The sequence below is a fragment of the Rhizobium sp. YJ-22 genome (assembly GCF_029601685.1).
GTDB lineage: Bacteria > Pseudomonadota > Alphaproteobacteria > Rhizobiales > Rhizobiaceae > Metarhizobium.
The window spans coordinates 137,915-150,932 of sequence record NZ_JARRIR010000006.1 but is presented as its reverse complement, the minus strand read 5'-3'; the positions used below and the strand labels follow the sequence as shown (position 1 = coordinate 150,932).

Genomic DNA, 13,018 nt, shown 5'->3' with positions numbered 1-13,018 from the left:
ATGGCCAGGATGACGATGATCGAAGCGGTGCGCAGCGCCATGGATATATCGATGGGGCGCGACGACGATGTCGTGGTCTTCGGCGAGGATGTCGGTTATTTCGGCGGCGTCTTTCGCGCCACGCAGGGGCTTCAGGCGAAATACGGCAAGACCCGCTGTTTCGACACGCCGATCAGCGAATCCGGTATCGTCGGCACGGCGATCGGCATGGCGGCCTATGGACTGAAACCCTGTGTCGAAATCCAGTTCGCCGATTACATGTATCCGGCCTATGACCAGATCACACAAGAAGCAGCGCGCATCCGCTATCGCTCCAACGGCGATTTCACCTGCCCTATCGTGTTGCGCATGCCGACCGGCGGCGGCATTTTCGGCGGCCAGACGCATAGCCAGAGCCCGGAAGCGCTGTTCACCCATGTCTGCGGGCTGAAGGTGATCGTGCCGTCCAACCCCTATGACGCCAAGGGCCTGCTGATCTCGGCCATCGAAGATCCGGACCCGGTGATGTTCCTCGAACCCAAGCGGCTCTACAACGGCCCATTCGACGGCCATCACGACCGGGCGGTGACGCCATGGTCGAAGCACGAGCTGGGCGAGGTGCCGGAGGGTCATTACACCATCCCCATCGGTAAGGCGGAAATCCGTCGCCCCGGCAAGGGCGTCACCATCATCGCCTACGGCACCATGGTGCATGTGGCGCTGGCGGCGGCCGAGGAAACCGGCATCGATGCCGAAATCATCGACCTGCGCAGCCTGCTGCCGCTCGATCTCGATACCATCGTCCGCTCCGTCTCGAAGACTGGGCGCTGCGTCGTCGTGCATGAGGCGACGCTGACTTCCGGTTTCGGGGCAGAGGTGGCGGCGCTGGTGCAGGAACATTGCTTCTACCATCTGGAAGCGCCGGTCGTGCGGGTCGCGGGCTGGGATACGCCCTATCCGCATGCGCAGGAATGGGATTATTTTCCTGGCCCCGCGCGCGTCGGCCGCGCGCTCACCGAAGTCATGGAGGCGTGACCATGGCCGATTTCGTCCTGAGAATGCCCGATGTCGGCGAAGGCGTCGCCGAAGCGGAAATCGTCGAATGGCATGTGAAGCCGGGTGATGTGGTGCGCGAGGACACGGTGCTCGCCGCCGTGATGACCGACAAGGCGACGGTGGAAATTCCCTCGCCCGTCGCCGGCACCGTCACCTGGCTTGCCGGCGAGATCGGCGACAGCATCGCCGTCAAGGCGCCGCTGGTGCGCATCGCGCTCGAAGGGGAGGCGGTGGAGCCACAGACCGCTGCCGCGCCCGCCGAGGCGAAGCAGGCGGGACCGCTTGTCGAGCCGCCTCCAGTCGCTGTCGCAAAACCCGCATCGGTGGAAAAGCCCGTTGCATCGCGAGCCGAACCGGAGCCGGCGGCCAAGCCATTGGCCTCGCCCGCCGTGCGCCGCCGGGCGCAGGAGGCGGGTATCGACCTGCGGCAGCTGCGCGGTACCGGCCCGGCCGGCCGCATCATCCATGAGGATCTCGACCTCTTCCTTTCCCAAGGGGCGCCGTCCACCGCGCCCGCCGCCGGCCTGGCGCGAAAAACCCATGTCGAGGCGGTCAAGGTCACCGGCCTGCGCCGCCGCATCGCCGACAAGATGGCGCTATCAGTGTCGCGCATTCCTCACATCACCTATGTCGAGGAGGTCGATGTCACCGATCTCGAAGAACTGCGCGCGGCGATGAACCGGGAGCGCAAGCCGGACCAGCCGAAACTGACCGTCCTGCCTTTCCTGATGCGGGCGCTGGTGCGCACCATTGCCGAGCAGCCGGCGCTGAACGCCACCTTCGACGATGCCGCCGGCATCGTCAGCCGCTATAGCGCCGTGCATATCGGCATCGCCACCCAGACACCGGCGGGGCTGACGGTGCCGGTGGTGCGCCATGCCGAGGCGCGCGGCATCTGGGATTGCGCGACCGAGCTTGCCCGCGTCGCGGAGGCCGCCCGCACCGGCAGCGCCCAGCGTGATGAACTCAGCGGCTCGACCATCACCATCAGCTCGCTCGGGGCGCTTGGCGGCATCGCCTCGACGCCGCTGATCAACCACCCGGAAGTGGCGATCATCGGCGTCAACAAGATCGTCATGCGCCCGGTCTGGGATGGCAGCCAGTTCGTGCCGCGGCGGATGATGAACCTGTCCTCCAGCTTCGATCATCGCATTATCGACGGCTGGGACGCCGCCACCTTCATCCAGCGGATCAAGGCGCTTCTCGAAACGCCGGCGCTGATCTTCATCGACACCTGAGGGCCGGCCATGAAAGAGATCACCTGCAAGCTTCTCGTCATCGGCGCCGGCCCCGGCGGCTATGCCTGCGCCATCCGCGCCGGCCAGCTCGGCATCGATACCGTCATCGTCGAGCGCCGCAGGCCGGGCGGCACCTGCCTGACCGTCGGCTGTATCCCCTCCAAGGCGCTCATCCATGTCGCCGAAACCTTCCACGCCGCGAAAAGGATGGCGGAGGGGAAGGGGCTATTAGGCATCAAGGTCCAGACGCCGGACATCGATCTCGGGGCCGCCATCGACTGGAAGGACGGCATCGTCGGCCGCCTCAGCGGCGGCGTCACCGGGCTTTTGCAGCGGGCGCGGGTCAAAATCCTGCATGGCACGGCGCGGTTTCGTGACGGCAAGACCGTCGAGGTCGAGACCGAGACCGGCATGCAGATGGTTCGCGCCGAGGCCGTGGTCATTGCCACCGGCTCGGAGCCCGTTGCGTTGCCGTCGCTGCCTTTTGGCGGGCCGGTGATCTCCTCGACCGAGGCCTTGGCCTTGCACGAGGTGCCGCGCCGGCTGGTGGTGGTCGGCGGCGGCTATATCGGCCTCGAACTCGGCACCGCCTTCGCCAAGCTGGGTACCGAGGTGACTGTGGTCGAGGCGACGCGGCAGCTTCTGCCGCAGTACGACGAGGAACTGGTGAAGCCGGTAATGGCGCGGCTCGACAGGCTGAGTATCCGCGTGCTGCTCGGGGCTAGCGCCGAAGGGCTTGCGCCGGATGGCGCCGGCATTGTGGTGCGCACGGACAAGGAGACGCAAAACCTGGCCGCAGACCGCATTCTCGTCACCGTCGGCCGCCGGCCGTCCATCGACGGCTGGGGCATCGAGGAACTGGATCTCGACCGCGCCGGCCGCTTCATCCGCATCGACGACCGCTGCCGCACCTCGATGCGCGGCGTCTTCGCCATCGGCGACGTCACCGGCGAACCGATGCTGGCGCATCGGGCCATGGCACAGGGCGAGATGGTGGCGGAAATCGGGCGCGAAACGCGTCTGGGACAAACGCTGCATTCCCGCCGTCTGCTTCACCGATCCGCAGATCGTCGGTGCCGGCCTGTCGCCGGCCGAGGCGCAGGCGCAGGGGCTTGATGTCAAGGTGGCGCGTTTCCCTTTCGCCGCCAATGGCCGGGCCTTGACGACCGGGGAGGAGGAGGGCTTCGTGCGCATCGTCGTCCGCGCCGACAATCATTTGGTGCTCGGCGTGCAGGCAGTCGGGGCGGAAATCTCGGAACTCTCGTCGGCGTTTGCGCTTTCCATCGAAATGGGCGCGCGGCTGGAGGATATTGCCGGTACGATCCATGCACATCCGACTCGCAGCGAAGCCTTCCAGGAGGCTGCATTCAAGGCGCTTGGCCATGCACTCCATATCTGACACCGTCCCCCCGGAAACACTGGTCGAGCGTCACGGCACGCTCGGCCTCGTCAGGCTCAACCGCCCGAAGGCGCTGAACAGCCTGACGCTTGGCATGGTCCGCGCTATCGACGCCGCGCTGGATGCGTTCGAGGCGGATGCCGGCATCGCCGCCGTCCTGTTCGTCGGCGAGGGCGAGCGTGGTTTCTGCGCCGGCGGCGATATCCGGGCCATGCATGACAGCGGCCGGGCCGGCGATGGGCTCGCGACGCGTTTCTGGCGTGAGGAATATCGCCTCGATGCCCGCATCGCCCGCTTTTCCAAACCCACCGTCGCGCTGATGGACGGCATCGTCATGGGCGGCGGCGTCGGGCTCTCCGTCTATGCCCGCCACCGCATCGTCACCGAGCGGACGCGCTTCGCCATGCCGGAAACCGGCATCGGCTTCTTTCCCGATGTCGGCGCGTCGTGGTTCCTCACCCGCCAACCGGGCGAGGGCGGTACTTATCTCGGCCTGACGGGCGAGATCGTCGGCGCCGGCGATGTCATGGCGCTCGGCCTCGCCGACCATTTCATGCCGTCCGACCGGCGCGAAGCCTTGATCGAGGCGCTGGCGGCAGCCGGCGATGCGGCGCAGGTCGCGGCGGCGATTGCGGAGCTTGCCGCGCCGGCCCCGGCCGCAACGCTTGCGCCCTTCGTGGCGACAATCGACCGGCTGTTCGCACATGACAGGATCGAGGCGATCATCACCGCCCTGGAGGCGGACGACAGCGATTTCGCCGGCAAGACGCTGGCGACGCTGAACACCAAATCGCCACGCATCCTGCATGTCACCCTGCGGCTATTGCGGCTGGGGCGACAGGCCGCGTGGCTGGAGGATTGCCTGGAGCGGGAATTCGCCGCCACGGATGCCGTGCTCGCCAATCCCGATTTCTACGAGGGCGTGCGCGCGGCGGTGATCGACAAGGATCGCAACCCGCGTTGGCAGCCCGCGACTTTGGACGCGGTCAGCGAGGCGGATATCGCCGCCTTCTTTCCGAGCGAGCATGAAAGGTTGTTTTCCGGTTAAAGCAGGAGGAGACGAAGATGAGCATCGGATTCATCGGCCTCGGCCATATGGGCGGTCCCATGGTGGCCAATCTCGCCAAGGCGGGGCATGACGTCACCGGCTTCGATGTCGTCTCCGTGGCCTGCGACCAAGCGCGGCAGAGCGGCTTGCGCGTCGCGAACACGCTGGAAGAGACCGTCGCTGGCTGCGATACGGTGCTGACCATGCTGCCGGCCGGCCGGCATGTGCTGAACGTCTGGTCGCAGCTCGTGTCGCTGGTGCCCGAGCGCACGCTGCTTATCGATTGCTCGACCATCGATATCGACAGCGCCCGACAGGCGCATGCGATGGCCGCCGCCCATAATTGCCCGTCGCTGGATGCCCCGGTCTCCGGCGGAACGGCGGGAGCGGCGAGCGGCGGCCTCGCCTTCATGGTCGGCGGCGAGCAGCCGGTTTTCGCAAAAGCCGAGCCGATCCTGCAGACGATGGGCAAGCGCATCATCCATTGCGGCGGCGCGTCCATGGGGCAGGCGGCAAAAATCTGCAACAACATGATCCTCGGCATTTCGATGATCGCGGTCGGCGAGGCCTTCGTGCTGGCGGAAAAGCTGGGGCTTGCGCATCAGGCGCTGTTCGATGTCGCCTCGGTGTCGTCGGGGCAATGCTGGTCGCTGACCACCTATTGCCCGGTGCCCGGCCCCGTACCTACCGCGCCCTCCAACAACGGCTACCGGCCGGGTTTTGCGGCGGCGCTGATGCTGAAGGATCTCGACTTGTCGCAGGCGGCGGCGGAGGTGAGCGGTGCGGATACGCCGCTCGGCCGGGCTGCGTTGCGCCTTTATCGGCAGTTCAGCGAAAGCGGCGGTGCGGACCGCGATTTTTCGGCGATCATAGACATGATCCGCGCCCAAAGCGTCGACAGGCGTGGTTGACGGAACTTTCCCGCCGGGCGGCGGTTAGCTCTTTGACAGAGGAGAGATATCATGGCGATCAATACACCCAAGACCGGCGCCCCCGGTACCACGGAACAATCCCCTCGCTGGGAAGGTCCGCAGGAAAACCGGCCTCGCGGCTATCTGCCAGCCGAGGACGATCCCGATACTGCCCGCGACGCGGTCGGCGAGAGCAATAGCGATCCGCAGAAGCGCGATCTCGGCGATGCCTTCAAGACCGCCGATGACGATGCCTCCGTCTTTGACGAGGAGCCGGTGCGCCAGCGCGCCTATGAAATCTGGGAGGCGGACGGCCGGCCGGAAGGCCAACACGAATCCCATTGGCACCGGGCACTGAAGGAACTGGGTCTTGTCAGCCCTTCCGAGCAGCCGGACGGCAGCACTGTATTCCCCTCGGTCAAGCCCGGGCTGTAACCGGGCTCTTGCTGCGAATGCTCAGGAAGAAGGCGATTTGTGGTCGCCATTGAGGCAGACTGCTAAATAGCTATGCAAACGCGGTATAGGTGAGATGAGAGCTTAGCGCTGCTCATCGGACGTGGCGTGGGTTATAAGACAGCCATCGAAGCAAATGAAGCGCCGCTGATCGGCCGCTGGCTTCGAAAGTCCGAAGAAAGAGGCTATCATGAATATCGCACGTTCATTCAACAATTGGCGCAAGTATCGTCAGACCGTTGCAGAACTCGACCGTATGTCCACGCGCGAGCTCAACGATCTCGGCATCTCCCGCGGCCAGATCCGTCAGGTTGCCAAGGCAGCTATCGCCGGCTGAACCCTAAACCGGAGATAATCCGGTCTTTTGCAAGCGCCTGTGCAATCGCCAGGCGCTTTTGCATTTTCGGGATTCCCGTTGATTCCGGTCGTGACGGCGGTGTGATGCAGCTATTCGAAAGACGCATTGCTGCGATGCAATAAAATGCCTGGCCGGTGAGCGAAAGCTCAGCTATAACTCTTTTCATCGAAGCAACGGACCTCCTCCCCCGTGTTTCGATTTTGCAGGGTGCCACCTCCTCCTCCCAAAGGCGCTCTGCAGGGAACAGCAGCACTCCTCCTCCCTTTGAGCTGCTGTTCGGTTCTTTTCAGAAAGCCTGCCGCACCTCCTCCCGCGGCAGGCTTTTTGGTTTTTGGAGGTTTTTCCCGATCAGAACTCCGCCATTGGCGACAGCCGGAACGGCGCCTGCGGCATCAGCGCCTGCGGCCCGCGCATCATGAACACCAGATCGCCGTCGACCGCGCTTGCCGTCTCCTCCCAGCCGAGACGATCCGGCGGAAACTGCACGGTCACGATTGTTGGCGCGAGACCAAGACCGGCGATGATGGTGTCCAGCGCCGGAATGTCGGCCGCGACGATATCCAGCAGCTCGAAACGGTCGGCCTGCGGTTGGCGCCAGGCAATGACCGCCTGCTCGGCCTCCAGCCAAGACAGTGTCACGTCCTCCAGCAGATAGGCGTTCAGCAGGAACATCAGGCTCTGGTCGCAGACAGCGATCCGGTTCGAAACCGGCGTGCGGCGGGCAAGCGTTTCGCGCAGCAGGGCGAGATCGACGGGGTTTTCGACCGACAGCCTGCGTGCCGTCGCGAATGCGTTGCCCGCTGCAGGCGCGGGGCCGGTGAAGGATTGCTCCCGGAATGTCACGAAGCCATAGGGCTCGTAGAGCGCCGGCTTGTCGGTATAGAGCACGATTACCTCGAAACCCGCCTGTTCGCAGCGCTCCAGCGTGATGCGGATCAACTCGCGAAACAGCCCGCGCCCGCGATAGTCGGGAAGCACCGCGCCGGATTGCCAGGCGGCGGCCCGCACCCGGCGGCCATCGATGACCAGCGGCATGGAGAAGGCGGCGAAATTGGCGACGCAGCGTCCCCCGGCATCGAAATAGGCCGAGGGCATGTTGGAGCGATCATGCCCGCCGAGCGCGTCGAGCGGGCCGATATCGACGCCGAACACCGTCTTCAAGAGATCGCCGATGGCCTTCCAGCCGGCGGGATCGTCGAAATAATCCTGCCGGAAGGTGAGGTCGGGGAAGGCGAGCGGCGCGCTCATACGCCGGTCGAGCCGAAGCCGCCGCCACCGCGCCCGGTCTCGCTGGCGCTTGTGGCCTCGATGATCCGTGCTTGCACCACCGGCGACACCAGCATCTGGGCAATGCGCATGCCGCGCTCGATGACGAAGGTCTCGGTGCCGAGATTGACCAGCAGCACCTTGACCTCGCCGCGATAATCGCTGTCGATGGTGCCGGGGGTGTTGAGGCAGGTGATGCCGTTCTTGAAGGCAAGGCCGGAGCGCGGCCGCACCTGGCCTTCGAAACCGGCAGGGATTTCAAAGATGAAGCCGGTCGGCGCCAATGTGCGCTCGCCGGGCGCCAACGAAAGCGGTGCATCCTGCGGCACGGCGGCGCGCAGGTCCATGCCGGCGGCGCCGGCGCTTTCATAGGCCGGCAGGGCGATGCCCGCGCCATGGGGAAGGCGGATGAGGGCCAGTGTCGGCCCGAGGATCTCTTGCATGGATGGCTCCCTGTTGCTTCCCTGTCAATTGCATATTGGCGCCCGAGACGCTAGATAGTCGCCAACTCATCAAGGAATTCCTGGAAAACCATGGCCGAAACCCTTGCCGAGGCGGTCTCCCGCCGCCGCACCTTCGCTATTATCGCCCACCCGGATGCGGGCAAGACGACACTGACCGAAAAGCTGCTGCTGTTCGGCGGCGCCATCCAGCTCGCCGGCGAAGTCAAGGCGAAGAAGGACCGCATGCAGACCCGCTCGGACTGGATGAAGATCGAGCGCGAACGCGGCATCTCGGTCGTCACCTCGGTGATGACCTTCGAATATGACGGCCATGTCTTCAACATCCTCGATACGCCCGGTCACGAAGACTTCGCCGACGACACCTATCGCACGCTGACAGCGGTCGATGCCGCCGTCATGGTCATCGACGCCGCCAAGGGTATCGAGCCGCGGACGCTGAAACTGTTCGAAGTCTGCCGCATGCGCGACATCCCGATCATCACCTTCATCAACAAGATGGACCGCGAAAGCCGCGACCCCTTCGAGATCCTGGATGAGGTCGAGGAAAAGCTGGCGCTGGACACTGCGCCGATCACCTGGCCGATCGGCCGTTCGAAGACGTTTTGCGGCTCCTATCACCTTGCCAGCAATTCGGTGCGCGGGTCGGACACCGAGGAGAAGCGCACGCCGGTCAACGGTCCGGAAAGCGCCTCCAACCGCTTGCCGGAAAACGAGCGCGCCGATTTCATCGAGGAAACGTCGCTCGCCATCGAGGCCTGCCGCCCGTTCAACCGCAAGGCCTTCCTCGAAGGCCATATGACGCCGGTGTTCTTCGGCTCGGCGCTGCGCAATTTCGGGGTCCGCGACCTCATCAATGCGCTCGGCGATTTCGCGCCGCCGCCGCGTGACCAGGTGGCGGATATCCGCACCGTCCATGCCGCCGAAGACAAGATGACCGCCTTCGTCTTCAAGATCCAGGCCAACATGGATCCGAACCATCGCGACCGCATCGCCTTTGCCCGCGTTTGCTCCGGCAAGCTGGAGCGCGGCATGAAGGCCCGGCTGGCGCGCACCGGCAAGCAGATGGGCCTGACGGCGCCGCAATTCTTCTTCGCCTCGCAGCGCCAGTTGGCCGATACCGCCTATGCCGGCGACGTGGTTGGCATTCCCAACCACGGCACGCTGCGCATCGGCGATACGCTGACCGAGGGAGAGGCGCTGGTCTTCCAGGGCGTGCCGAACTTCTCGCCGGAAATCCTGCGCCGCGTGCGGCTGGAGGATGCGATGAAGGCGAAGAAGCTGAAGGAAGCCCTGCACCAGATGGCGGAAGAGGGCGTCGTGCAGCTCTTCTCGCCGGAAGACGGCTCGCCGGCCATCGTCGGCGTCGTCGGCGCGCTGCAGCTCGACGTGTTGAAGGAGCGGCTGATGGCCGAATACGGCCTGCCGGTCTCCTTCGAAATGTCGCGCTTCTCGGTCTGCCGCTGGATTTCCGCCGATCAGCCGGCGGATCTCGAAAAATTCGTCACCCAGCGCCGTGGCGACATCGCCCGCGATCTCGATGGCGACCCTGTGTTCCTGGCGCAGGATGCGTTTTCGCTGCGCTACGAGGCGGAGCGCTATCCGGCGATCAAGATGGTCGCCATCAAGGAGTATCACGTCGTCAAGGCGGCGTGAGCGGGTGAGGGGCATGCTGCCCCTCCCGTCTGCCCCGTGCGTCGCCTTGAAGGGCGCAGGTGGCGCGGGCGGACGGATGGGCGCGAGGCACATGGTTTAGGCTTGCGCTCGCATTGCGGCTATGCCATCCGTGGCGGGCCGTTTTAAAGGCCCGATGGGCTGCTGCAGTTTCTGGCGCGTCAGATATGCAATTTCCTAAATTTTTCGGGCGAATGAACGTCCTGCCCGTCGAGTTGCGTTCCCTTCGCGGCCTGTTTTCGCCGGCCGGCTTCCGGCTGCTGACGCGGCGCAGCGAACTGGGACTCGTGCTTGCCGCCATGCTGGTAGGCGTCGCCGCCGGCCTGACGGTGACGGCGATGAGCATGATCGCCGCGGCCATGCACCAGGCGGTGTTCAAGATCGATCCGTCCGAACGCCTTAGCGCCTCGTTGATCGAGGACAAGCTTGTGCTGCTTTCGGCGCCGGTCTGCGGTGGGGCGTTGCTGGGGCTGTTGCTGCTCGTCCTGGCGCGCCGGCGCAAGCGGCCGCTGATCGACCCGATCGAGGCCAATGCCCTGCATGGCGGCCGGTTGTCGCTGACCGACAGCATTCTCGTCGCGGTGCAGAACATCCTGTCGAACGGGTTCGGGGCGTCGGTCGGCATGGAGGCCGGCTATACGCAGCTTGCGGCAGGCCTTGCCTCGAAACTCGGCGTCAAGCTCAACCTGCGCCGTTCGGACATGCGCATCCTCGTCGGCTGCGGCGCGTCGGGCGCCATCGCCGCCGCCTTCAATGCGCCGCTGACCGGCGCCTTCTATGCCTTCGAGCTGATCGTCGGGGCCTATACCATCGCCTCGCTGACGCCGGTCGTCGTCTCGGCGCTGATCGCCAATCTCGTCGCACGGCTGTTTTCGGCCAGCAGCTTCGAGATCGATGTCGGGCATTTCGGCGCGGTCGTGCCGGCGGATTACATACCGGCGCTGGCGCTCGGCCTTGTCTGCGGCGGCGCGGGCATCCTGCTCATGAAGGGCGTCGCCTTCATCGAGGAGGTGGCGCGCCAGAGCGCAATCGCGCCGACCGTGCGGCCGCTGCTGGGGGGCATCGCCGTCGGGCTGCTGGCTTTCGTCTCGCCGCAGGTACTATCGGGCGGGCACGGCGCGATGCATCTCAACCTGGCGACCGAGGTGACGATCTCCGGCCTCGTGACCATTCTGCTGCTCAAGGCCGTGGCCTCGGCGATTTCCATCGGCTCGGGCTTCCGCGGCGGCTTGTTTTTCGCCTCGCTGTTCATGGGGGCGCTGCTCGGCAAGATTTTTGCCTATAGCGCTCCCTATTTCGGCGATGCGACGCTGACGCCGGTCATCTACGCGGTCGTCGGCATGAGTTCGCTGGCGGTCGCCGTCATCGGTGGCCCCTTGACCATGACCTTCCTGGCGCTGGAGACGACCGGCGATTTTCCGATTACGGTGCTGGTGCTGGCGGCCGTGATCGCGTCTTCCTTTTTCGTGCGTTCGACCTTCGGTTATTCCTTCGCCACTTGGCGTTTCCATTTGCGCGGCGAAACCATCCGCAGCGCCCATGACGTCGGCTGGATCCGCAACCTGACGGTCGACAAGATGATGCGTGCTGACGTGCGCACCGCCTGGGCGGATATCAGCCTTGAGGATTTCAAGAAGAAATTCCCGATCGGTTCGGCCCAGCGCGTCATTCTCACCGATACGAACGGCCGTTATGCCGGGCTGGTGCTGGTGCCGGAAGTCTATGGCGCGGCCGTCGAAACGCCGGAGGACGAAAAGGGCGTCCTCGCCTTCCGCCGCTATGAGAACGACGTCTTGTTGCCGACGATGAATGCCCGGCAGGCCGCCGCCCTGTTCGATGCGACCGAAAGCGAAGCGCTGGCCGTGGTCAGCGATCTCATCGAGCGCCGCGTGATCGGCCAGCTCAGCGAAGCCCATACCTTGCGGCGTTACAGCGAAGAGCTGGACAAGAGCAGGCGGGAGCTTTCAGGCGAGCTTTAGCGACGGGTCTTCGAATAGGGTCAGGCTGAAAGCGCCGCGCAGGGTGCGGACAATGACCAGCATCCAGATCAGCACCAGCGCCACCGTCAGGCCTTCGCCGAAGCGGGCAAGCGGGGCCAGGCCGAGCAGGGCGGCAAGCTTCAACGTTGCGACGGTGTAGACGCCGAGCGGGAAAGTGAAGCCCCACCAGCTCATGTTGAAGGGCATCCCCTGGCGCAGGTAACGCAAGGTCAAGGCGATAGCCATTGCCATCCACCACAGGCCATAGCCCCAGAGCAGGATGGCGCCGAGCAGGCTGCCGGCGGCCAGACCGTTGCCATAGGCCGAAAGGCCATTGGCGGCCAGCACGGCCTCGGCCTCGCCGGCCATCAGCGCCAGAGCGAGCGCCCCCGTGCCGATCGGACCCAGCGCCAGCCAGCTGGTGGCGGCCATGCCGGACGGCGGCAGCTTGTGCAGCACGAGGCGCAGGAACAGGATGACCAGAATACCGAGCGCCAACGGCACGGAGCAGGCCCAGAGCACCATGCCGGCGACCAGCAGGCAAAGCTGCGTTCCCGCATCCGCCACATGCGGCATCAAAAGACAGGCGCTGACGGCCGCGACCTCGCAGGCGACCACTGGCAGCAACCAGACCGCGCTCATCTCCTGGATGACATGGTCCTGTCGCGTAAACATCATGAACGGTACGGCGAGACCGATCACCACCGAAAGCAGCGCATCGACGATCCACACATATATGGCGAGCGAGACGGCGCCCGGCCCGAACAGTACCATGCCATAGGACAGCAGCCCATTGACGATCGTCGCCAGCCCCATCGGGATGCAACCGAGGAACATCGACGCGACCGGATGTGAGAAAAGCGCCCGTGCGGCGCGCGGATACAGCACCCACTTGGCCACATAAGCGAATGTGCAGAGGCCGAACAGCCCGATATTGAAGAGCCACAGCATCGCCCCGGCTTCATGCAGAAGCGGGGCCTGTGAAAACTGGCCGAGAGCGATGGCGACGATGCCCGTGCCCATGGTCATGGCAAACCAGTTGGGCGTGAAATGGAGTAGCGGATGGTTTTTCGCCTGAGCGGCGAGGCGACGGGCGGCAGTGCGGGGAACGGCAGGCATGGCAAAACTCCTTCGCCAATCTGGTTATGCCTTGCCAATGACAAGTTCCAACGAATAATATAGGTCAAAATAATCGA

The 13,018-nt window shown here is 64.9% G+C and carries 11 protein-coding genes and 2 pseudogenes; 10 read left to right on the top strand and 3 right to left on the bottom strand.

All coding sequences use genetic code 11. From position 1 onward, the window contains the following. The 8 genes and pseudogenes from P7F60_RS15655 (at nt 1) to P7F60_RS15620 (ending at nt 6,421) form a co-directional block, all read left to right on the top strand. Nucleotides 1–1,014: an alpha-ketoacid dehydrogenase subunit beta gene (locus P7F60_RS15655; RefSeq protein WP_277918667.1), complete on the top strand. Its 1,014-nt coding sequence runs from the start codon at nt 1–3 to the stop codon at nt 1,012–1,014. A 2-nt stretch (nt 1,015–1,016) separates the two neighbouring features. Then, nucleotides 1,017–2,273: a dihydrolipoamide acetyltransferase family protein gene (locus tag P7F60_RS15650; RefSeq protein ID WP_277918666.1), complete on the top strand. Its 1,257-nt coding sequence runs from the start codon at nt 1,017–1,019 to the stop codon at nt 2,271–2,273. A gap of 9 nt (nt 2,274–2,282) precedes the next feature. Next, a pseudogene (gene lpdA / locus P7F60_RS15645) lies at nt 2,283–3,672 on the top strand (dihydrolipoyl dehydrogenase). Beyond that, nucleotides 3,656–4,720 (top strand): enoyl-CoA hydratase/isomerase family protein, encoded by a 1,065-nt coding sequence (locus tag P7F60_RS15640; protein WP_277918665.1) that lies wholly within the window; start codon nt 3,656–3,658, stop codon nt 4,718–4,720. The pseudogene lpdA and the gene P7F60_RS15640 overlap by 17 nt, the downstream one beginning before the upstream one ends. 17 nt (nt 4,721–4,737) lie before the next feature. Then, nucleotides 4,738–5,631, top strand: coding sequence for a 3-hydroxyisobutyrate dehydrogenase (gene mmsB / locus P7F60_RS15635; RefSeq protein WP_277918664.1), 894 nt, complete (start codon nt 4,738–4,740; stop codon nt 5,629–5,631). A gap of 51 nt (nt 5,632–5,682) precedes the next feature. After that, nucleotides 5,683–5,880, top strand: a pseudogene (locus P7F60_RS15630) (hypothetical protein); the annotation flags it as partial. A gap of 27 nt (nt 5,881–5,907) precedes the next feature. Continuing rightward, nucleotides 5,908–6,066, top strand: coding sequence for a DUF2934 domain-containing protein (locus P7F60_RS15625; RefSeq protein WP_277918855.1), 159 nt, complete (start codon nt 5,908–5,910; stop codon nt 6,064–6,066). Nucleotides 6,067–6,274: 208 nt separating this feature from the next. Next, the gene (locus P7F60_RS15620; protein ID WP_277918663.1) at nt 6,275–6,421 is read left to right on the top strand and encodes a DUF1127 domain-containing protein; all 147 of its coding nucleotides are present in this window, start codon (nt 6,275–6,277) and stop codon (nt 6,419–6,421) included. 369 nt (nt 6,422–6,790) lie between these two features. On the opposite strand, the gene P7F60_RS15615 is transcribed toward P7F60_RS15620, so the two are convergent. Continuing rightward, nucleotides 6,791–7,690, bottom strand: a complete 900-nt coding sequence (locus P7F60_RS15615; RefSeq protein ID WP_277918662.1) for a GNAT family N-acetyltransferase — start codon at nt 7,688–7,690, stop codon at nt 6,791–6,793. Then, a complete protein-coding gene (dut, locus tag P7F60_RS15610; protein ID WP_277918661.1) occupies nt 7,687–8,151 on the bottom strand; it encodes a dUTP diphosphatase in 465 nt (154 codons plus the stop codon). The genes P7F60_RS15615 and dut overlap by 4 nt, the downstream gene beginning before the upstream one ends. A 90-nt stretch (nt 8,152–8,241) precedes the next feature. Here dut and P7F60_RS15605 point away from each other — a divergent pair, with 90 nt between their 5' ends. Together P7F60_RS15605 and P7F60_RS15600 are read left to right on the top strand one after the other, a co-directional pair. Next, the gene (locus P7F60_RS15605) at nt 8,242–9,825 is read left to right on the top strand and encodes a peptide chain release factor 3 (protein ID WP_277918660.1); all 1,584 of its coding nucleotides are present in this window, start codon (nt 8,242–8,244) and stop codon (nt 9,823–9,825) included. 212 nt (nt 9,826–10,037) lie between these two features. Beyond that, the gene (locus tag P7F60_RS15600) at nt 10,038–11,822 is read left to right on the top strand and encodes a chloride channel protein (RefSeq protein WP_277918659.1); all 1,785 of its coding nucleotides are present in this window, start codon (nt 10,038–10,040) and stop codon (nt 11,820–11,822) included. Here P7F60_RS15600 and P7F60_RS15595 read toward each other — a convergent pair. Next, complete coding sequence (locus P7F60_RS15595; protein ID WP_277918658.1) at nt 11,808–12,941, bottom strand: TDT family transporter; 1,134 nt, start codon at nt 12,939–12,941, stop codon at nt 11,808–11,810. The two genes, P7F60_RS15600 and P7F60_RS15595, sit on opposite strands and share 15 nt — an antisense overlap. Nucleotides 12,942–13,018 lie beyond the last annotated feature (77 nt).